Annotated in this window: 15 protein-coding genes and 1 tRNA gene; 7 read left to right on the plus strand and 9 right to left on the minus strand. The window is 62.6% G+C overall.

Annotated features, from left to right (window positions below):
* Positions 1-51: 51 nt before the first annotated feature.
* Complete coding sequence (locus tag EDF58_RS02355; protein ID WP_347812883.1) at positions 52-789, minus strand: SDR family oxidoreductase; 738 nt, start codon at positions 787-789, stop codon at positions 52-54.
* Positions 790-1082: 293 nt separating this feature from the next.
* Between EDF58_RS02355 and EDF58_RS02360 the strand changes: the two genes are divergently transcribed.
* Positions 1083-1895: an SDR family oxidoreductase gene (locus EDF58_RS02360; protein WP_207912800.1), complete on the plus strand. Its 813-nt coding sequence runs from the start codon at positions 1083-1085 to the stop codon at positions 1893-1895.
* Between the two features lie 58 nt (positions 1896-1953).
* Here EDF58_RS02360 and EDF58_RS02365 read toward each other — a convergent pair whose 3' ends face one another.
* From EDF58_RS02365 to EDF58_RS02375, 3 genes are read right to left on the minus strand one after another with little or no spacing between them, the layout of a single operon-like run.
* Entirely contained in the window at positions 1954-3474 is a 1521-nt protein-coding gene (locus EDF58_RS02365; protein WP_132262336.1) for a glycosyl hydrolase, read from the minus strand.
* Between the two features lie 36 nt (positions 3475-3510).
* A complete protein-coding gene (locus EDF58_RS02370; RefSeq protein ID WP_243654045.1) occupies positions 3511-6237 on the minus strand; it encodes a glycoside hydrolase family 2 TIM barrel-domain containing protein in 2727 nt (908 codons plus the stop codon).
* 44 nt (positions 6238-6281) lie between these two features.
* Complete coding sequence (locus tag EDF58_RS02375; protein ID WP_243654046.1) at positions 6282-9560, minus strand: glycosyl hydrolase; 3279 nt, start codon at positions 9558-9560, stop codon at positions 6282-6284.
* A 613-nt stretch (positions 9561-10173) separates the two neighbouring features.
* Here EDF58_RS02375 and EDF58_RS02380 point away from each other — a divergent pair.
* From EDF58_RS02380 to EDF58_RS02390, 3 genes are all read left to right on the plus strand, one after another.
* Positions 10174-10491 (plus strand): 2Fe-2S iron-sulfur cluster-binding protein, encoded by a 318-nt coding sequence (locus EDF58_RS02380; protein ID WP_132262339.1) that lies wholly within the window; start codon positions 10174-10176, stop codon positions 10489-10491.
* Positions 10492-10547: 56 nt separating this feature from the next.
* Positions 10548-12155: a cytochrome P450 gene (locus tag EDF58_RS02385; RefSeq protein WP_132262341.1), complete on the plus strand. Its 1608-nt coding sequence runs from the start codon at positions 10548-10550 to the stop codon at positions 12153-12155.
* Positions 12156-12349: 194 nt separating this feature from the next.
* Positions 12350-14836, plus strand: a complete 2487-nt coding sequence (locus EDF58_RS02390) for a TonB-dependent receptor (protein WP_165921317.1) — start codon at positions 12350-12352, stop codon at positions 14834-14836.
* Positions 14837-15158: 322 nt separating this feature from the next.
* Here EDF58_RS02390 and EDF58_RS02395 read toward each other — a convergent pair whose 3' ends face one another.
* Positions 15159-15782, minus strand: coding sequence for a TetR/AcrR family transcriptional regulator (locus EDF58_RS02395; protein WP_132262345.1), 624 nt, complete (start codon positions 15780-15782; stop codon positions 15159-15161).
* A gap of 127 nt (positions 15783-15909) precedes the next feature.
* On the opposite strand from EDF58_RS02395, the gene EDF58_RS02400 reads away from it, so the two are divergent.
* Positions 15910-16233: a hypothetical protein gene (locus EDF58_RS02400; RefSeq protein ID WP_132264054.1), complete on the plus strand. Its 324-nt coding sequence runs from the start codon at positions 15910-15912 to the stop codon at positions 16231-16233.
* Positions 16234-16455: 222 nt separating this feature from the next.
* Here EDF58_RS02400 and EDF58_RS02405 read toward each other — a convergent pair.
* Positions 16456-16530 (minus strand) — tRNA-Gln (locus tag EDF58_RS02405).
* 86 nt (positions 16531-16616) lie between these two features.
* Positions 16617-17465 (minus strand): glutathione-dependent disulfide-bond oxidoreductase, encoded by an 849-nt coding sequence (gene yghU / locus EDF58_RS02410; RefSeq protein WP_132262347.1) that lies wholly within the window; start codon positions 17463-17465, stop codon positions 16617-16619.
* Between the two features lie 206 nt (positions 17466-17671).
* Here yghU and EDF58_RS02415 point away from each other — a divergent pair, with 206 nt between their 5' ends.
* Positions 17672-18289 carry a TetR/AcrR family transcriptional regulator gene (locus EDF58_RS02415; RefSeq protein ID WP_132262349.1) on the plus strand — a complete coding sequence of 206 codons (618 nt, stop codon included), beginning with the start codon at positions 17672-17674 and terminating at the stop codon, positions 18287-18289.
* 87 nt (positions 18290-18376) lie between these two features.
* On the opposite strand, the gene EDF58_RS02420 is transcribed toward EDF58_RS02415, so the two are convergent.
* Both EDF58_RS02420 and EDF58_RS02425 read right to left on the minus strand, forming a co-directional pair.
* The gene (locus EDF58_RS02420) at positions 18377-19477 is read right to left on the minus strand and encodes a branched-chain amino acid aminotransferase (protein ID WP_132262351.1); all 1101 of its coding nucleotides are present in this window, start codon (positions 19475-19477) and stop codon (positions 18377-18379) included.
* Between the two features lie 887 nt (positions 19478-20364).
* Positions 20365-20919 carry a hypothetical protein gene (locus tag EDF58_RS02425; protein ID WP_132262353.1) on the minus strand — a complete coding sequence of 185 codons (555 nt, stop codon included), beginning with the start codon at positions 20917-20919 and terminating at the stop codon, positions 20365-20367.
* Positions 20920-21071: 152 nt separating this feature from the next.
* On the opposite strand from EDF58_RS02425, the gene EDF58_RS02430 reads away from it, so the two are divergent.
* Positions 21072-21782 carry a TlyA family RNA methyltransferase gene (locus tag EDF58_RS02430; RefSeq protein WP_207912838.1) on the plus strand — a complete coding sequence of 237 codons (711 nt, stop codon included), beginning with the start codon at positions 21072-21074 and terminating at the stop codon, positions 21780-21782.
* Positions 21783-21837 lie beyond the last annotated feature (55 nt).

A 21837-nucleotide genomic window follows, 5' to 3' on the forward strand; every position in this document is an offset into this window, starting at 1 on the left:
TCCCGGCGGCGGACATCGGCGACTTGCCGATGGTGCGCCGCCGATGTCCCGTTATCCGATGAACATGCCGCCGTTGACGGCAAGGACCTGGCCGGTGACGTAGCTTGCACCGTCCGAGGCGAGGTATTCGCAGGCTGCTGCGATATCGCCGGGGGTACCGGGACGCGGGATGGGAATATGCTGGGAGATGACTTCCAGCGGCGGGAAAGTCCCGGCAGCAATACCGGCCTCGGCCATGGGGGTGGCAACGACCGAGGGCGGGATGGTGTTGACGGTAATGCCTTGCCCGGCAAATTCGCGGGCGAGAGACCGGGTCAACCCGATCACACCGGCCTTGGCGGCGGAATAGTGCGCGCGGTCTCCGGCGCCGGACTGCGCGGCCTGCGACGAGATCGTGATTATCCGGCCCCACCTGGCATCGACCATGTCCGGCAAGGCGGCCTGAACCGTATGGAACACGCCGGTAAGGTTGATGTCGATCATGCGCTGCCAGGTTTCGACGGTCACGTCCTGAAAGGGAATGCCCTGGGAAATACCAGCATTGGCGACCACGATCGCGATCGGGCCGAGTTCTTCGCGAACGGCTGCGTAAGCGGCGTCGATGCTGGCCCGATCGGAAACATCGACCTTGCGCGCGACGATCCTTGCGCCTTGCGCGCGACGATCCTTGCGCCTTGCGCGCGGAGAGCTTCGCTCTCGCGCTTCAGGGCGTCTTCCTGAACGTCGAGGATCGCGACAGGATGGCCCTTGTCCGCGAAAAGCCGTGCGACACCAAGCCCGATACCCGATGCTCCACCCGTGACGACGACGACACGATCGGCAACCATTCGCTCTCTCCCATTTGCGGCGCGCGGCGACTGTTCACCGTGCCTTTTCCTGTCCGGCAGCGATCTTCGACCCTGCCAGTTTATGCGATATTGTGGCGCACAACTTGAAACCTGTCCAGCCTGTAGATAGGCACGCCAGCGCCGCGATTCGATTTCGCGGTGCAGTCGCGACTGGCCTAGGCGGACATCCAGGAGCCGCAATTTCTACGGAAATGACCCAGTCAGGACACGCTCGATGGATAAGGAGAAATGGGGATGCCAGTGCCAGATGTTTCGGACCATTCGATCGATCAACTGATCTCTCTCAAGGGCAGAAGCGCCGTCGTTACCGGTGCGGCCTGGGGTCTGGGAAAAGCCGCGGCGCGGCGGCTTGCAGAGGCGGGAGCTGCCGTTCTCATTGCCGATATCGATGAGGAAGCGGCGGCCGTGACCGCAAGGGAACTGGCCGAGCGGTTCTCTGCGGATGTGACTTCGACCCGTCTCGATGCCGGCGATGCAGCCTCGATTATCGCCACTGCGGACCTGGCGGAGAACCGCTTCGGCAAGCTGGACATCTGGGTCAACAACGCGGGCATACCCTCGTTTTCACCGCTGCTCGATCTGGATGTGGAGGAGTTCGATAACGTCCTAGCGATCAATTTGCGCGGCACCTTCGTCGGCGCCAAGGAGGCTGCAAGACGGATGATCGCAAGGGGGCAGGGCGGCGTGATCGTCAACGTCGCCTCGCTGGCCGGGGTCAGGGGGATTTCCGAAGGGCAGGCTGCCTATTGCAGCTCCAAGCACGGGGTGGTCGGTCTGACCAAGCAACTGGCGATCGAACTGGGCGCGCAAGGCATCCGAGTGCTGGGCGTCGCGCCTGGCTTTTCGCTCACCGAAAAGACCATGTTCATTGCCGACTGGGACGAAGAGACCATCAAGAATTGCCCGATCCCCGGGATCGGCACCAGCCGACTGGGCCGGGTCGGCGTGGCCGACGATATTGCCCGGGCCATCCTGTTCTGCGCATCGGACATGGCGATGTTCATGACCGGCAGCACATTACTGCTCGATGGCGGAATGGCAGCGTAAATCGCGGAGGGTCCCGGGGCATAAACAGCCCCGGGACCCTCTGTAATCGCGGCCTGGGTCAGGCGAGCTCGACAAGGGCGAGACCCTCGGCGGGCAGGTCCAGGACCAGTGTGCCGTCCGCATTCAGACGGTGCGTTTCCACCACCGGACGCGAGACCTGGCGCAAATGCGCGATCTGGGCGCGCGAAGGATAGCGGGGAGACCCCATGGCGCGCCAGGCCGGCATGGGCGATCCCCGTTCCCAATCGACGAACCGGACTTCGGCGGTCCTCCGTCCTTTGAGCCCGTCGAACTGCAACGTCATCCGCTTGGCACCTCCGGTGATCTTGCGTTCCGCGGTCATGCCGGGAATTCCTCCGGGCTGATCCACTTCGGCCAGATTCCACAGGAGCACGGAAGTCCGCCCGGTCCTGTCGCGCGATGCCAAAGCAGGCCCTTGTGCGGCGAGGCGCTGCGTCCCCAGGCGATGGAGCAGCCGGTAGGTATTGAACGAGGGCTTGGCGATGCCGTCGATCATCATGCTCCAGCCCATCGAGCCTTCCTTCAGCATGTAGTCGTCGACGCCGAGTTCCTCGTACATGCCGCTCAGCGTCCATTGTGACATGCCGGCGCAATGCGCCATGCCATTGGCGATCACGTGGGCAATCATGGCAGGGCTGTCCGACGACCATTCGGACAGCCACATCGGCTTGCCGGCGAAGGGACCGGCATCGATCGTGCGGCGGGCGTTGGCAAGGGCTTCGGGAATGACGTCATTGACGCTGCGGCGCGGACCGCCCTTTCCGAAGACGTCGTCCTGATCGTCGCCGGCATAGGCATGCGTGGCGAAGAAATCGACGGGGGCATTGTTCGCTGCGCACCATTGCGCGAAATCCCCGATCCACGCTGTCTTCGAGGTTGCCGGCCCGCCGACCTGGATACGCGGATCGACCGATTTGATCGCAGTCGCCACAGCCTTGTACATTTCGAAATAGCGCTGCTTGTCACCGGTCCAGAAGAAGGAGAGGTTGGGCTCGTTCCACACCTCGAACGGCCAGCTGCGCACGGTTTCCAGCCCGTAGCGCTCTATCATGGCGGTTGTGAATGATGTGATGAAACCGGCGAACTCGGCGTCCGAAGTGGGCGGCGTGATGTTGCCGCCGTAAAAGCCGAACTGGGTTTTCCCTGAGGCGAGCTTGCCCGGCATGAAGCTGAGTTCGACAAAGGGAGATACACCCAAGTCGAGTAGACCGTCGTAAACGCGGTGGACGTTGAGCCAGTTCAGCCCGCCGTTCCTTCGCATCTCAAGAATGCTCTTTCCGAACACGCCGAGTTCGTCGTTGAAGATGCCGTGGAACCGGGCGCGCTTGAAACCGGCCTCTGCCAGCCCGAGGCGCATGTCCTGGCGCCATTCTTCGCGCATCGTGATCGCGGCGCGGTCCGAACCTACGCACTCTTCCCATACGTGAGGCAGGGGGCCGGCAATTGCGCGGGTATCGACCCGGACCGTTTCGCCCGGAATATCGGCAGCTCTCGCTCCGCTTGCCGAAAGCGCGGCCGCTGCCGCGCTCGATGCCAGAAACGTGCGTCGATCAAACATGTCTCTCTCCATGGAAATTGTGGCGGCGTCCGGCGCTCACCGCGTGATCTCGATCCCGGCCAGGGCCGCGTTGCCCGAGACGCTCGAAAAATCGAGGATCAGGCGGCCGTGGAGGACGGTCACAGGAAAGGTGCGAACCAGTTCCTTGAGAGGCGCTCCGGCCTCCTTCAGGAGATTGAGCCCTTCGATGACCGGTTGGCCATTGGCTTTCACGGCAAGAGACTGATCGGGCGAGGAGGTCTTGCGCGGTTCGAACAAGTGCAGGGTCACTGTCCACTGGCCGTTGGGCAGCGGGATGTCGTAGGAAAAGGCGGCGCCATCGCGCCAGTAGTCGAACAGCGCGGGATCGGCAGCGTCCACCTGACGGATGGGGGCCATCGAGCGTCCGCCAAAGCCGACAAGGTTAAGCACGACGGGCTTGCCGCCCGTCACGAAAGTGTCGGAGCCGAATTGCCGCGTGCCAAGATCGAGCCCGGCAAGGCTGCCGGAATTGATGCGCAGGCCGTTGCGCTCGACGTCCGGTCCGTTCCAACGGGCGGTATCGCGCAGCGTCTTGCCGCCTTCCGTGGCCGTCACCACCGCCGTATTGGCGCCGGGCCGAAGGGAGACGTTCTTCCATTCGCATACGAATTCGGCGCAAGGCGCCGTGCCGATCGGTTTGCCATCGATCGCCAGCGTCGCGGATGAGGCGGTCGAATAGGCTTTCACGTCCATGACGGGATAGGCGCGGTCGACATACCGCTTCCCCGCGAGATGCAGGGCAGGGGTATCGCTCCATGCGACCTTGTAAAACCAGAACGCGTCCTTGCGCTCCTTGCGGTCCGCGGTGACCAGCCCCTTGTCGTTGAGGTCTACGGCATCGCCTTCGTCACGCAGGTCGCTGGAGAAGTCGAACATGGCCCAGACCCAGCTGGCAAAGACGAAATCGCGCCTGGCGATGCTGGGCCAGGTCTGCTCGTGAACCCAGGCCTGATATTCCTCGGGATGGGGGCGCCCGACGAAATTGACGAAGCCGTTCCGCACATTGTCACTGTGCTGGCTGATCGCGCCGCCCGCGCCATATTCGCTCAGCGACAAGGGCAGGGCAGGGTGATCCCGGTGGAACTTGTCGAGCGTGTCGCCAAGATCGGTCCGCGCCTGCAGCGGGTTGGGATAATACCAGCCGTAATAGCGGTTGTAGCCGATGAGGTCGGCCGTCCCTGCAAGTTTTTCGCCTGCGGTCTGGACCAGCGTCAGCCCTTCGCAGCAGTCCGCAAATGTCGTCGGGCGGTGCGGGTCTTCCTCCTTGGCGATCGCATTGAGGTGCTGGAGCAACGCCAATGGCTTGGGCGGGCTGCCTTTGACGCCGAAGCCCTTGGCCGAATCCACTTCGTTGCCGACAGACCACATCAGGATCGAGGGATGGTTGTAGTTCTGACGAATCTGCTCGCGCAGTTGCTGTTCGGCATTGGTCCAGAGCGCTTCCGAACCCTGCCCGCCCGAGACGCTGGGCGTGGTGACGTATGGCAGCTCCGCCCACACGACCATTCCCGCCTTGTCCGCCAGATCGGACCACGCATCGGCGTGCTGGTAGTGGGCCTGGCGAATGGTGTTCGCGCCAAGCTCCTCGATCAGGGCCATGTCTTCGGCATGCTGTTCGGGTGTGAGTGCCCAGCCTGAGCCCAGCGCGTCCTGATGACGTGAGACGCCGTGCAGTTTCACATGCCGCTCGTTCAGGAAGAAGCCGGCATCGGCATCGAAGCGGAATGTGCGCAGGCCCAACGGCTGGGACACCCGGTCGAGCCGGGCCTTTCCGTCCGAAAGCGTGGAGGTGACCGAGTAGAGGTAGGGATCGGCCCTGCCGTTCCAGCGATGGGGCCGGGCGATGTTCACATTCGCGCGCTGCTCGCTGGCTCCGGGCGCCAAGGTCACTGGCTGAACTGAGCGGGCGACGATCTTGCCGCGCGCATCGCGGATCTCGGTCGCGAGCGTCAGGTTACGCGGGGCCGCGCCTGCATTGCGCAGCTTCGTGCGGATTTCGACGGTCGCACTTTCCGGGGTGATCTTCGCGGCGTATGCGTAAACGCCTGGCCCGCCGAAATCGAGCGGATCGATCGAGGCCGCTGGAAGCTGGAGCAGCGAAACCTCGCGGTAGATGCCGCCATGCACGAAGAAATCGCCGGACAGGGGGATCACTTCGGATGTCGAACTGCCGGGTTCTACCTTGCTGTTATCGGCACTCACAACCACGAGGTTACGCTGCCCCGGCTTCCAGGCCTCGGTGACGTCGAGGCGGAAGCGGGCGAATGCGCCCTTGTGTGTGCCGACATGCCGGCCGTTCACCCAGACCTCGGCCAGCTTGCCGACCGCGGCAAAGTCCAGATATTGGCGTTCGCCCGATTTCGCCGGCGGGGCGTCGACCCAGAGGCGGTACCAGCCCACGCCTTGCCGGTTGTCGGTTTCGGTGCCGCGCGTCAGCGCATAGGCGCCGATGTGGTTCCAGCTATGCGGGACCGAGACCTGCTCCCAGCCGCGATCGTCGAAGCGGGCATCGGTGACGGAACCAGGCGCGTCCCCGAAATGAAACCGCCAGCCCTGGGACAATGCGATCGCCGGCCTAGCGTCACCCGTTTGTGCGTCACCCGCTTGTGCGTCACCCGCTTGTGCGTCATCCGATTGGGCACTGGCGCGATCGGGCGCCGCGAAAGCAGGCGCGGCGAATGCGGTGGCTGTTATGGCCGCACCCAGCATCATCGTCGTCAGCATTCGTTCGATTTTGCCCACTCGCCGCTCTCCTGCTTGTTTCGGCCGATTTTGTTCTTCGAGATTCACCGTTGCAGCAGCAACTGCACCGGACCGAGCAGCCCCGACGGACGCAGGGGAGCGTCCTTCCGGTATGTCGGAGTTGCGGTCCAGGTCACCTTCGTCACGCCGGCCTCTCCACTCCCAGGCTGAGCGTCGCCGATGAGGCGATTGACCCAAAGGTTGGCAACGCGGATTGAGAGCCGGTTCTTGCCGGCATGCATCTGCGCGCCGATGTCGATGCGATAAGGCTTGTGCCAGGCATAGCCGGCGAATTGGCCGTTCACTTTTACCTCTGCGATCTCGCGCGCCTCGCCGAGGTCGAGCAGTAGTGGCTTGCCTTTCTTCCATCCGCGCGGGGCCACGAATTCCTTCGTGTATGTCGCGATCCCCGAGAAGTAGCGGATCGACGCCTGCGTGTTCTCATTGAGCGGGGACAGTTCGGCAAGCCGGGTCTCAGGCGCCGCGCCGCGATCCTGTTCGAATGCCACGCTCCAGGGACCTGCAAGGAGTGCGGCTTTCGTGAGTTCGACGGGCGCGACCTTGCGGCTGGTCTCGGTGGTGTCCTTGCGGAAAACCACATGCACGGATTCGTCCGAAGCGAGGGACAGGGGAATGGCTGTCACCCCGCCTTGAACCGTAAAGCTGACCGGTTCCGGCTTGCCCGTGTCGGCATGCCACAGTTCCGGTACCTTCCCGGTGACCCGGAAGCGCGCGGTGATCGTTTCGGTGCGATCCTTCTGGTTGGCGACGAAATAGATATCGCCTCCGGGCAGCCGGCGATGGACGAAGGGGAGCGCTGCGCCCTGCGTTCCGCCGTCGAACGCGAAATCCGGCGCGATGCCGGCTTGGGACAAGGCTCCGCCAAGGTCGGCCGCGGCGATCACCCGGCCTCGCCCGATTTCGGTAACAGGGGATCCCGGCCAGAGTTTTTCGAGCAGCGCCTGGTAGCGCGCAGGGTCTGCGGTGAGGCCCGGATCGCTTGTTGGGCGCGGGCCGATCACCGTCGCGCCGGCCTCCACCAGTTCGGCAATCCGGACGAGAACGGCAAGGCTCATCCTGCTGGCAGAACCTCCCAGGTAGAGCACGCGGTACCGGGCGCCTCCCGTGCTCACCAGATCGCCGCCGTCGTTGGAGAGTGCGCCGAGAAGTGCATCGGCGTTCACGAAATCGAATGCGTTGCCGGCAGGAACCTCGGCGACCGGCTTGTCCCCGAACAGGGACGTCAGCGGGGCCTCTTCGCCGTAGAAATAGGCGATGTCTGCGACATTGGTACCTTGCTGAAGCAAGTGGGAATTGCGCGCGATATAGTCCATCCATGGCCGCGCGAGTTCGGCCCAGGCCTCGTTGCGGTTGAAGTCCTGTCCGAAAATGGAGAGGCGCAGGCCAGGTTTTTTGCCCTCCACCGGAACATGGACCGAGGTGTGGATGATGGGGCGATTGATGCCGGTCGCGAATTCGAGATCGATCATCCGCTTGAGGTCGCCTGGGGCATAAGCCCAGGGCGAAAGCATGGATGTCAGCGATTCCGCGGCGACGTATTTGCGGCCATAGACATGCGCGACCGAGGCCGCGCCCTTCATGTCGGCAAGATAGCTCGGCTTGGGGCCGCGGTCGCGCTGGAACGACCACATCGCGGACATCGGCACGTCGGCCCATCTGCGCATCGCCATGTCATCACCGAGCAGAGGGCGATGATCTTCCAGCGCTTCGCCGTAGACGATCAGTTCATGGTCATGCGCTGCCTTGGCTATGGTCCCATAATGCTCGCTGGCAAGAAGGTCGGCCAGGGTTCGCCGAAAATCGTAGAGGAAGCGTTCGCTCTCCTGGCGCGATCCCACGATCGTCCCGGCGAGTGCGGGCATCCACGGGACGGGATCATACCCGCGCAGCCGCTTGAACTGGGCGATCATCTGCGGCGTCCAGTTCGCGGCGCCAACCTCGATGCTGTCGTTGAGGATTGCCCGGATACCTCTGCGCCCCATCAGATCGGGACCGACCGTCTGGCGGTAAGTCGCGAAATAGTGATCCATGTAGCGCCGGACTGCCTCGGCATCGTACTTGTCCACTTCAAGGCCGGTCGCCTCGAACGGAGCCGGATGGTTCATCGTGCCGACAAGCGAGTAACCGAAGCGAATGATGCGCCATCGCCCCGTGGGCGGCGTCCATTCCAGCGTGCCGTCTGGTCTCAGGCGATCGGTCAGGTCGAGGATCCTGCCGGGAGGCACGCCGGCGGAATCGGCGAGGCCTGCGTCGAGTGGGTAATAATCGGGAACGATGTCGAAACCTGCCTTGGCTTCGACGCGATTGACCCGCTCCTGGCCGGACAGTTCGATCTCGGTGATGCGGATCGACGTGCTCGGCTTTCCGCCTGAAAACCCGGCAGCCAGCGCTGACAGATCGACACCGGCAGGCGGCGGGGCGATGTCGGGAAGGCTGCTGACTTCCTGAAAGGAGACGCGGAAGTTCCGGGCAGTCACGGGCGCGAATGCCAGCGTGGTGGGGACACGGGCCAGCGGCACTTCGGTCACGGTGGTCCATTTCCCCGCCGAGACTTCCGCTTCGAGGCTTGCCTTGAGGTTGGCGCCGATGAACTTGCCCGATCCTCCGGGCACGAACAGGGTCATGGCGCGGATTGTCCGGGCAGTCGGATAGCGAACGGCGAGGAGCGTTGGCCCCTTCGCTGCTTTCGCAAGGTCGATCCCGGTCTCGAAATCGCCGTCCGTCAATGTTTTCGCGTCGACAGGCTTCCCTGAACTATCGGCAAATGCCGGAAGGGCTGAGCCCGTGCTTGCCAGTGCCGGCACCGCGAGCACCCTGACGTCGCGGTAGAATGGCGCCGGGACATCGGGCGCTTTCTCGTTGATCGTCGAGTTCGTTCCCGATGCTGCGGCTATTGATTGATACGGTCCGGTCACGGTGGGCGGGGCGGGGAGCGCAAGAGTGACGCGCTTTCCGCCGCCCGTTCCGCCGCCAAGTGTAACCTCGCTCCAGACCAGCTTTTTCATGCCGTCGGCGGGGGAAACCCAAGGTCCGCCGGTTTCCGACCAGCCCGGCGAAGAGGCGATGGCCAGTTCGAGACCCAGGCGATCCGCTTCGCGGGTGGCGGCCTTGAAGGCTTTTTGCCAGGCGGGTGTCATGTAGACCAGGCGCTGATCCACGATTTGCGGACTCTGGAGATTGACGTCGAACGACTGCGCGCCGCCAATCCCCACGCGTTTCATCCAGGCAAGATCCTTGAGGAGTCCTTCCTCGGTGATGTTGCCGTTGATCCAGTGCCACCACACGCGCGGGCGGGCATCCATGGGCGGATCGGAGAAATCCGTTTCGAGTTTATCCGGTGCGCTGGGCGGGACAACTGAACCGTCTTGCGCACATGCCAAGGATGAGCACGCAGAGATCGAAAGCAGCAGCAGCTTCAGCGCTGCCGCTTCGGATCGAAATCGCGTTCTCTTCGCCATAGATGTTTTCGCCTGACGTTCGCAGAAGCAGACATGCTTGCCTGAAGCGCATCTGCTCAACTCTCCCAACATCGCACTTTTGTGCGACAATGTGTCGCGTATAAATTGCGGGTGCAGACTGTCAAGCCGGTCAGACCGATGCGAAGCGCCCGTACTACCGCGTTATTTCATATGACCGGGTTTCGTTATCCAGATGTCCTGGTTGGCCCGGCGCGCGGCCGGAATAACGCTGCGGCGATCAAACTCGTGAAGCGGACCTCGAACGCGATCTCACCGCCAGCCCTGTCCCGGAATCCGGGTTGACGCTCTCCGGCTGCTGGATGTATGCGCCACTGTATCGCATAAAACGAAGCGCCGCTTTTGGGCGTCCACTGTCCGGTCGGGCAGCATCAAGCCGCCGACGGCGGAAGTCTCATCCAAGAGCGCACAACAAGCCAAACCTGGAGAGTGCTGAGAAATGGCATCAATCACCGTCATAGGGGCATCCGGAGAGGAACGAGTTCTCCGCGCAAATCCCGGACAGACCGTCATGGAAGTCATCCGAGACGCCGGCTTCGACGAGCTGCTGGCGCTATGCGGCGGGTGTTGCTCGTGCGCGACCTGCCATGTGCACATCGAAGCCGGCCCCACCGATGCTCTTGCGGCGATGAGTGAGGACGAGAACGACCTCCTGGACTCGTCCAGCCATCGCGGCAGCCAGTCACGTCTTTCCTGTCAGCTCCCGATTACTGACGCTCTCGACGGACTTCGCGTGAAGATCGCCCCTGAAGATTGACCAGACATACAATATTCGCCGGCGAAAAGTGCGGGCACGAAACAGGAGTGGGACACATGACTGAACTGGCAGATCGGGATTACTTCACCGACCACGAAATCCTCGTCGATCCTTACGCATATTTCGAAGCGGTGAGGGGCAAGGGCAGAGTCTATCAGCCCAAGGGCAAGGACTATCTGATGGTCATGGGTTTTGAAGAAACCCTGGAAATCATGCGCAATTCGGAGGATTTTTCGGCGATCATCGGTTTGCAGGGCGCCTCGGCCCCGCTGCCGTTCACGCCGCATGGGCCCGACATCACGGCACAGATCGAGGCGCATCGCGGCGAATTTCACGGTGGCGACTTGCTGGTCAATCTGGACGACAATGCGCATGTGCAGTTGCGCGCGCTCGTCAACCGGCTGTTCACACCCTCGCGGCTCAAGGCGAACGAGGAATTTATCCAGGCCTTCTCGGACGAGCTGGTGCGTGACGCGGTGGCGAATGGCGGCGTCGAACTGGTCAGGACGATCGCGACACCTTTCGTCACGCTGGTGATTGCCGACCTTCTGGGCATCCCGGCCGAGGACCGGCAGAAGTTCATGGACATCATTCAGGATGCGCCGCCTCCCGGCAATCTCGACGGCGAACTTGATCTCGATGCCGAAGATCATCCGTTCATGATCATGGGCGGCTATTTCGCTCAATACGTCGCCGAACGGCGCGCCGACCCGAAGCAGGATATTCTCTCTGAGCTGGCGAATGCCGTCTATCCCGATGGCACGCTTCCCGACGAGTTGGCCATCGTCAAGCTTGGCATGTTCATGTTCGGCGCGGGCCAGGATACGAGCGCGAAGCTTCTCGGCAATGCGATGCGCTACATCGTGGATCAGCCGGGCCTGCAGGACAAGCTGCGTGCCGATCCCAAGCTTGTTCCGGCGCTGATCGAGGAAGTTCTGCGGCTTGAGGGTTCGACCAAGCAGACGGCCCGGCTTGCGCGCCGTGACACGAAGATCGGCGATATTCCGGTACCGGCGGGGACCAAGATCATGCTGTCGATCGCAGCAGCGAACCGCGACCCTGCGCGCTGGGAAGATCCCCAGGCTTTCAAGCTCGATCGGCCGAAAATCCGCGAGCACGTTGCCTTCGGGCGCAGCGCCCATACTTGCGCAGGCGCGCCGCTTGCGCGGGTGGAAGTGCGGATCATTCTGGAGAAATTGCTCCAGTACACTGCCGACATCGATCTCGATGCCGAAGTGCATGGTCCGCGCGGAGCGCGCAAGCTGGACTTCGAGCCGAGTTTCATCATTCGCGGGCTTTCGGAACTTCACCTCAAGCTGACACCGGCGGCGGGGGTCGACCTTTCGCCTGGCGGCTCGCCCATGATCCAGAAGGCGGTACCGGCATCCGACCCGCGGGCGGTGACGCCAGCGCCAGTTTCGGGGCCAGTTTCGGTGCCGGTCGCCGGGTACTCCACCGCCTCAACCCGGTTGGCAACGCTATTGTCCGATCCCGGCGCCAAGGCCGTGCTCGATCAGCACTTTCCCGGGATAACGGCGGACAAGCGGATCGGTATGGCGAAGTCGATGACCCTGCGCGCGATTCAGAAGTTCGCGCCCGGCCAGTTTACCGACGAAGCGCTTGATGCCGTCGATCGGGATCTGGCCCTGCTGCCGGTAGATTGACCCTGCCATAGCGAAGCGGGGCCGGGGGAATCTCACGGGGTTTCCGCCGGCCCGTTTCCAATGGCCCGACGCGCCTACTTCGCCAGAGCGAACGGATGATCCGAATCCAGCAAACGGATTGACCAATGCGATAGTGTGGCGCACAAAAATCAGATTAAAACATCGATAGGGAAGGGGATTCGATGCGTAGGAAAATGGCGCTGACGCTCGTGGGAGCGAGCACGCTGGCTATGGCCGTGCCGGCGATCGCTCGGCAGGACCAAACGGCCGCACCGCCTGACCCCACCGACGCATCAGTGGCAAACGAAATCATCGTTCAAGCCCGTCGCCGTGATGAAAGCCTGCAGGATGTGCCACTGGTGGTGAATGCCGTCACCTCGGAGGCGATTTCCAAGTTGAACATCCGCAATTTCACCGAGATCAGTTCGGTCGTTCCGGGTCTTCAACTGACGCCCAACGCCAACGGCATCGGGACTTCCTCATCACTTCGCGGCGTCAATCACGACGTCAATGTGAGCGCCGAAAACGGCACGATTCAGTATTATCGCAACGATGCGCCGGTACCGTCGAATTTCGTCATGCAGACGATGTACGACGTAGGGCAGATCGAAGTGCTGCGGGGGCCGCAGGGCACGTTGCGCGGCCGGTCGACGCCATCGGGTTCAGTCACCGTAACCACGCGTGCGCCCGACCTGGTCGAAGCGGGTGGCTATCTTGCCGGAACGCTCGGTTCGGCTGGGGCGGCTAATTTCAATGGCGCCCTGAACATTCCTGTCATCTCGGATGTGCTGGGCGTGCGCGTGGCAGGCATTCATAGCAAGGATCGCGGTAACCGCGTGACCAGCCTGAATAGTGAGGAGAAGCCTGGCAGCGAGACCAATGCAATTCGGGCGGCTGTCCGCTTCGAACCGACGCAGTGGCTTCGCCTGGGCTTCCTGTACGAAGCGATGCAGACTGACGGCACGCGCTTTGACCAAGTGCGATCCGTCAGCGGGTACGATCCCGACTATGTGCCGACGACCGGTGCACCCGACTATGGCAATATCGGCTTGAGCGACCGGCTATCCGTTCAGTCCCGCCCGAGTACAACCCAGCAGAAGTTCCAGTTCTACAACTGGAATGCGGAAGTCGACGTACTGGGCCAGCGCCTCATTTACGTCGGCTCGGCTACTTCCCAGAAGTATCACAGCTATGGCGTCCGCGATCTTGCGAACTTCTTCCCGGATCTCGAAATTGCGCAGATTGCGGACACCAAGGGAACGACAAGCAGCCATGAGGTGCGCTTGCAGAACCTCGACCGGGTAGCCGGGCTGTTCGACTACGTCGTCGGATACTTCCACTATCAGGTACCTTCGCAGACCAACCTCCACGATCTCAGTATCACTCAGCTTCGACTGGCCGGCCTCGGTATTCCCATCGCCGCCCCAAGCGTGACCGACACGCCGATCTACATTGCAAAGGGGACGCCAAAGGAAGACTCGTTTTTCGGTAACCTGACATTCCATCTCACCGAATCCACCGAGCTTTCAGGCGGACTGCGGCGGATCCACTTCACGGATAACCGAGACGGCCTGTTCATCAGCTGCACGCCCGACATGTATGCCGCCGGCGGTTGCACGCGCCAGAACGGTACGGAATCGGACGTCAGCGAGAACACCACGATCTACAGCGCAAGCATCAAGCATCGTTTCACGCCGGGGCTCATGGTCTATGCCTCGACCGGCAGCTCGTGGCGCCCACCGGTTGTGGCCATCGGCGACTTCACGCATGCCGAATACACGGCGAACGAAGTCGCGCATATCTCGCTGCCTTCGGAAAGCTCGAAGTCCTACGAGGTCGGCTTGAAATCGGATTGGTTCGACCGCCGGTTGCAGTTCAACCTGACCGCCTATCACCAGGACTACAAGAATTATCCCTATCGAGCGGGCGGTGCCGGTATTGCCTATATCGACATCAACTCGGCGGGCGCCCCGACGATCGGCAACTTCAATTTCGTTAGCGCGGTTCCGATCAAGGTGAACGGGATCGAGGCCGAACTGGCATTCACGCCAACGCCGCGCTGGAATCTTGGTGCAACTCTCAACTTCGCTCGCAGCCGGATCGGCAATGCTCTGCTGGCCTGTACGGATGCGCTCAACAACCAGACCGGCGCTGTTGGCTCTGACGGCATTCCCGATACTGTTACGCCCACCCTGGCGCAAATGCAGCAGGCTTACAGCGGCGAACGTGTGGCGCAGTGCCCGGGCGGCGGTCAGTCGGCAACCTTCCAGCCCGAGTGGTCGGGTGTATTAAGGGCCGAGTATACTTTGCCGGTCGGCAACAAGATGGATGGTTATCTGCGAGGACTGTTCAGTTGGAAGGGCAAATCCAAGACGGATCCGAACAACGCGTTCGACGACGTCAAGGCTTACGGCCTGTTGAACCTGTTCGGCGGTTTGCGATCGCAGGACGGGGCCTGGGAAGTGTCTGTCTACGCCAAGAACATATTCGATACGACGAAGCTCGTCAGTCAGGATGACCGCGCCCAGTTCACCTCCGTCACCGACGTCTTTCTCAGGCCGCCGACCTTCAGCGTATCGGGTATCGGATCGACGATTTACTCCAGCCGCTATGCGGGTGTTTCGGTTACCGCTCCTCGCGAATTCGGGGTGACTTTCCGCGCAGCAATCGGCTCGCGTTAAATGATTTCCGAGCGGAAGGGCTTTGGGTTTCTGGCCCCGGCCCTTTCGACTTCGGATTGTGTCGCTCTGGCTCCGGAGTGACGCCTCCGACTAGAAACGATGCCGGGCAGGAAGGATCCGCGATCGATCTGGCCGCAGATGTACCACCGATCGATGCGATAGCGCGGGTTCTGAGGCTCATCGAGCGATTGCTCACCCCTGGTCTGGCGGATCCGGCTGCACCCCGCGGCGATCGATCTTCGAGATTTGGTCTCTGAAATGCACCGTCACCTTAAGCAACGAGCCTGGGAACCGAGCACCGATCCTGGGAACGATGTATGCCTCAATCGGGCGCCATGATCGAAGTCGAAAGGAGCCTGTAGAGGATCTTGGCGATTTCAGAGACGCTGTAGGCATCTTCCGGTTGGCCAACCCACCAAGCAAGCGTTTCGGCGATAAGCGAGGCAGCGCAGATCGTTCCAAGCTCGGTAGGGAGCCAGGCGTTGATGGGCTGCTCCTCTTTTGCCACGACCATGGATACGCGAAGCCATTCCTCGCGCATGGCACCGCCGGCTCCGCCGTTGAGGAGGATGGCCCAGAGCGCGCGGTGGTCGGCAACGTAGCCGCACAAGGCTTGAAACCCGGCCTCGTAGCTTTCGGCATCGCGGATGGAGAGCGTCAATCGGTTGAGCTGCGCGATCTCGTCTTTCGCGATGGCGCTGAGCAGGGCTTCCTTGGTCTCATGATGGCGAAAGAACGTGGCGTAATGGACCTTGGCTTCAGCGCAGATGTCGCGAACGGTGATCTGATCGAAGGGCTTGCGCTGCAGCAATGCCAGCATGGCTTCCTGCAGCGCCTTGCCCGATCGCACGGCGCGGGCATGCGTGGATCTTGATGATGCCAGCGGCCCGGCTTTATGCGATGCTGTGTCGCTCAACTTGCGATTCGGTTTGCTGTTCTCGGCCATCCTGTCGTGTGTGACGCAAGATCGCTGGTCAAAGCAAGCACTGCCGGCCGACCCTGGCAGCCCTCAAAGGGTCAAAGGGACGTTCGAAGCAGCAAAGTGCAAAATCACTGAAGAGAGGACTGCCAATATGCTTCGTAAATTTCTACTCGCCGCAACGTTTGCGGCTGCCATCACGGCGCCGCTATCGGTCAACGCGGCGGAGCCCGCAGCTGCCTCCGCTCCGGCAGCAGCCCTGTCGACTTCAACGACCTCTTTCGGGACCTTGCTAGACAATCCCACGACCAAGGCCATTGTCACGAAGTATCTCCCGGATCTTGTGAGCAACCCACAAATCGAGATGGCGCGGGGTATGACGCTCAAGCAGATTCAATCGTACTCATCCGACACGGTCACGGATGAAGTTCTCGGAAAGATCGACGCAGAACTCGCGAAGCTGCCCGTGCAAAAGTGACCCAATCAAGCCTCCGGCCACCGCGTGACCGGAGGCTGTCCCAAACGGAATGCTACGAGGGAGATTCATGGGCAGGCTTCGACGGAGGGGCCAGGGCGGTGAGCAATCGATCGGTCAGCATGATCGACACTCCGGCCTTGCCGTCGCGGATCCAAAACCTGCCGGTCCAGTTTGTTGTTTTTGAGAGCCTTGGACCCGTGTTGGTCGAATGGGTCAAACTACTGGCTGGGGCGGCAGGATTCGAACCTGCGAATGCCGGTACCAAAAACCGGTGCCTTACCACTTGGCGACGCCCCAGCAGGGATTGCGCGCTTAGCGGCTAAAGCCGGCGCTGAAAAGCCCTTATCGAGCACTTTTCCCGCGCCGGCTTCATGGGAAAGCGATCAGCCCTTCAGCACGGTGTCGATATCCGCGGGACTGTGGCGTTCGCGGACGAAGCCGTCGCCCTTGCGATTGACGATGCGGCCGCGCTGGACCGCCTCGCGGGCGCCGACTTCCTCGCCCCAGCGCACCAGGTTGGTATAGCTCGGAACGTCCAGGAAGCGCGCCGCATCGCCATAGGCATCGCCTCGCACGAAGCTGCCGAACCAGCCATAAGCGGCGATATCGGCGATGGTGTAGCTATCGCCCGCCAGGTATCGCGTTTCACCGAGACGCTTGTCGGCCACGTCGAACAGGCGCTTGGTTTCCATGGCATAGCGATTGATCGGATATTCGTACTTCTCCGGGGCATAGGCATAGAAGTGCCCGAAGCCGCCGCCGATCAGCGGAGCCGTGGACATCTGCCACATCAGCCAAGACAGACACTCTGCGCGCTCGGGATAAGCGGCCGGCACGAACTTCCCGAACTTTTCCGCGAGGTAGAGCAGGATCGCACCCGATTCGAACACGCGGACCGGCGATGCGTCCGAGCAATCCAGAAGAGCGGGAATCTTCGAGTTCGGATTGACCGACACGAAGCCCGAACCGAACTGGTCGCCTTCGCCGATGTCGATCAGCCAGGCGTCGTACTCCGCCTCGGCCACGCCTGCTGCCAGCAATTCTTCCAGCATGATCGTGACCTTCTGCCCATTGGGAGTACCCAGCGAGTAGAGTTGCAGCGGATGCTCACCGCGTGGCAGGTCCTTCTCATGCGTGGCGCCGGAGATGGGCCGGTTGATGCTGGCCCATTCCCCGCCATTGCCCTTGTCCCAGGTCCAGACGGCGGGCGGCGAGTAGGTAAGGTCGGCCATGAGCAACTCCTTGATGTGTCGGGCGCACATCTAGGAAGCGCCCCAAGGCACGACAAGGTCGCCGGTCAATTCGCTTCGGTAATGGGCAGCAGGCGACATATTCACCGGAAGAGACCTCGACTTTTCGCGAATGTCATTTTAAATCAATTGCCTAGAGTGATATTGCGGCCTTATCCGGTCGCGCCGGGAAGACAGGCAGGAAGCGAATGAGCAAGACGATCGACGCGCCGGCAGCTCCATTGGGCAGGCGTCAGCCCACGCGTCGCCGCAACAAGGGCTTCGAGGAAACCCACGCGCTGCTGATCGATACGGCGATCCGTCTCATGTCGGAAAAGGGCACGGAGGCGCTGTCGCTGTCCGAAGTGGCGCGCGAGGCGGGTGTGAACCGCACGACCGTCTATTATCATTTCGAAAGCCGCGAGGCGCTGCTCACGGCGGTGCGGGCGTGGTCGGCCAACCAGTTGGCCGCGGCTTTCGCGCCTTCGGACACCATGGAAAACCGCACGCGCTTCATCACGCGCTTCGTGATAGAAAAACCGGAAGTGATCGCGCTCTGGACCGAGGAATTCCTGGCGCCCGGGCGGGCGGGGGAACGCTATCCGCATTGGGAGGCGCTTGTCGAAGGCTTGCGCGGCGAGTTCAACGACGATGAGGATCTGGATGCCGAGGCCTTCGCCACGTTCCTGCTGACCTGGGCGATGATCGGACCGCGGGTCTATCGCAACAGCGTGCGGCCCGATCTCTCGCTGGACGAAACGATCGAGCGGCTGACCCGGACCCAGATCGCCATGCTGCGGCGTATCGGGGTGACGCCGGGCCGCTGAGGGCAGGCGAAATCGGCGGGGTGTGGAAGGTGGAGTCCGGAGGCTAACCCCCGGACTCCCGCATTATCGGCCGTCAGATGGCGGCGATCAGGAAACCTTGCGGATCCAGCCGTGAGTATCGGCAGCTTCGCCGCGCTGGATCGACACGAGGCGGTTCTTCAGCTTGGCCGTGAGCTGGCCGGGGCCGCCCGAACCGATGGTGAATTCACCGTCGCGGCCCGAAACCTTGCCGACCGAGGTGACCACGGCTGCCGTACCGCAGGCGAAGGTTTCGATCAGCTTGCCAGAATTGGCATCGTCGCGCCACTGGTCGAGGCTGTACTTGCCTTCCTCGACCTTGAGGCCTTCCTCGCGCGCAAGCTGGAGCAGGCTGTCGCGGGTGATCCCGGGGAGGATCGTGCCGGTAAGGGCCGGGGTAAGCAGCGTGCCGTCCTCGAACACGAAATAGAGGTTCATGCCGCCCAGTTCTTCGATCCACTTGTGCTCGGCGGCGTCGAGGAACACGACCTGGTCATGGCCGCGCGAGATGGCTTCGGCCTGGGGCACCAGGCTGGCGGCGTAGTTGCCGCCGCACTTGGCCGCGCCCGTGCCGCCGGGGGCCGCGCGGGTGTAGTCGGAAACCCAGATCGAGACGGCCGGAGCGCCGGACTTGAAGTAGTTGCCCGCCGGGCTGGCGATCACGATGAACTTGTACTGCTTGGCCGGGCGCACGCCGAGGAAGGCCTCGGTGGCGATCATGAACGGACGCAAATAGAGCGAGGCGCCTTCGCCGGCCGGGATCCACGCGCGGTCGATCTTCACGAGGCGTTCGATCGCCTCGACGAACAGCGCTTCGGGAAGTTCCGGCATCGCGAGTCGCTGGGCCGACTGGTTGAAACGGGCGGCGTTCGCTTCGGGGCGGAACAGCGCGACCGATCCATCGGCCTGGACGTAGGCCTTGAGGCCCTCGAAGATTTCCTGGGCGTAGTGCAGCACAGAAGCGGCCGGATCGAGCGCGATCGGCTGGCGCGGTCCGACGACGGCATCGTGCCAGCCCTGGCCTTCGGTCCACTCCACGGTCACCATGTGGTCGGAGAAGTTCGTGCCGAATCCGGGGTTGGCAAGCACGGCCTCACGTTGCTCCGCGCTGGCGGGCGAAGGGTGGGGCAGGGTGGTGAAAGTCAGGCCGGCATCGGCGAGGGTCGCCATCGAACTAGTCCTCTTGTGTGCGTTTCCGGAGCGCGTTGAACGAAAATTACGCCCAAGGCAACCGAAAAGTAATTTTGATACGCGTGCAAGGCGCTTTACTGCCCGGGGAAAGCGGTAAAGCGCGAAAGTCCGGGTGTCCGATGGACGTCCAGACTTACCGCGTCTCTGCCTTAGCTTCGGGAAACGCTGGAGGGCCAGCGGGAAATTCGCTTTTTGGCATTCAGGCCGGTCGAGCCTGGGCCAGGAGAGCGATACCGAGCTTACGATCCGCGGCGGGACGTTGCTGGCAGTCGTTCGGCAGGCGGGCGTCCAAATGAGAAGGGCCGCCCCGGTTGCCCGGTGCGGCCCTTCGCATGGTCAGCGGCCGGGAAGTGCCGCCAGCGAAAGCCTTTATCGCTTCATCAAGATTTAGCGATAATGCCTCGCGACGGAAATTGCCGACCTCTCTGCTGAACCATGAGACATCGGATCACCTCCTTTCGCGCTGTTAAGCCAGGGTTGCCACCTTGGATCTTGCACCGAGGCAGCTGGACTTCAGTAACTCCCGGGCGCGTTTCCCAGGTCCCGCCGTCCTGTGAAATTTGTGTCCGATTCCGCAGCGCACAACAAGCCTTGCAATCATCTTTTTTGCGGTCATTATCGAGGCTTCGGGCTAGTTTTCCCCAGCCTGGATGCCCTGCTGAAGGGCCGTTTCTGGGGGCTGAAAACTGCGGCCTGCAACCTTCTGAAATCGCCGCAAAACCTCCTCGAATCGCGAGGAATTCCTGCCTCAGTGGTCGGATGATTCCCGGTCACTTGTGCGCACAAGTCTGGTTCCTGCGCGGCAAGCCGCGCGGCCGTCCCGTGCCGAAGGACGCGCTTCGACACGGGACGGCCGAATCCTGCGGTCAGCGGCAGTCTTCGATGACCCTGGAAATTTCCGTCCAGCTTGGAATGTAGAGTGGCTGCATGCCCTGCGCCTGGACCGCGAAACGGCCGCGGCTGAAGGCCATCGAATCGAGCAACCGGTCGCGTGCGGGCAAGTCGACCTGGACCCCGCCGCTGACGGGATGGGCGGCAACGGCGCGAGTCGTGTCGGATGTGGTGATCGAAAGGGAAACGGGGCCGGCCGAAGTGCCGCTGCGGAACAGGGATATGGTGGAGGAGGCGCGATTGCAGCGGATGCCGAAAATGCCGTCGGCAAAGCTGGCTATTCCCGGACTGGTGATGCGCCAGTCGCCCGGCGTTGCGGGAGAATCGCGCCAGTCGGCGGGTGGCGGCGGCGGGGCCGGCGGGGCGGCCGGCGTCGGTGCCGGGCGCGGGGCCTGAACGGGGGGCTTGGCTGCCGGAACGCAAGCTGCGACAAGCACCAGCGCGGTCAGCGAAGCGGCTGTCAGCACCTTGCGGGGCAACTTGCGGGAGAACGAAAGGGCGTCGGTGCGCCGGCGCGGATTTGCCTTCATTCCCCCGGTATGGAATGAGGCGCGGCTCATCTCAAGTGTGCAAAGCCATGACCGACCCGTCCGAACCCCGCCCCGTCGATAAGAAAGCAGGCGCCGCGCCGCGCCAAGCGACTCGTCCAGCGCCCCGCATAGCCAAGTCCCGCGTCGATCAGATGCTGGTGGATCGCGGCCTGGCGGAGAGCCGCACCCGGGCGCAGGCGCTGGTACTGGCTGGGCTGGTCTTTACCGGCGAAACTAAGGTGGCCAAGCCGGGCCAGAGCTTGAAGGCCGACGCCCCGCTGGAAGTGCGCGGGCGCGACCATCCCTGGGTTTCGCGCGGCGGAATCAAGCTGGCGCATGCCATCGAGCATTTCGATCTCGACCCCACCGGCGCGGTCGCCATGGACATCGGCAGTTCGACCGGCGGCTTCACCGACGTGCTGCTGACTCACGGCGCCGAACGCGTGTTTGCCGTGGATTCGGGCACTAACCAGCTCGCCTGGAAGCTGCGTCAGGATCCGCGCGTCACCGTACTGGAGCAGACCAGCGCGCGAATCCTGACGCCCGAGCAGATCGACGCGCCGTGCAATTGGGTGGTCTGCGACGCCAGCTTCATCGGTCTGTCCAAAGTGCTGGAAGTCCCGCTTCGCCTCGCGGCGCGTGAATGCCGTCTGGTCGCCCTTATCAAGCCGCAGTTCGAAGTGGGCCGCGGCGAAGTGGGGAAGGGCGGCGTGGTGCGCGAACCGGCGCTTCATGAGCGGGTCTGCGCCGAAGTCCGCGAATGGCTGGAGGCCGATGACTGGGTGATCCAGGGCATCGTCGAAAGCCCGATCAAGGGGCCGGAAGGCAACGTCGAGTTTCTCGTTTCGGCACTGCGGGGATGATTTTCCCGGCGGCGAGCGATTGCACCGGCGGCAAGCTCGTTACACAACCCGCGCA

The sequence above is a fragment of the Novosphingobium sp. PhB57 genome (assembly GCF_004342985.1).
Lineage (GTDB): Bacteria > Pseudomonadota > Alphaproteobacteria > Sphingomonadales > Sphingomonadaceae > Novosphingobium.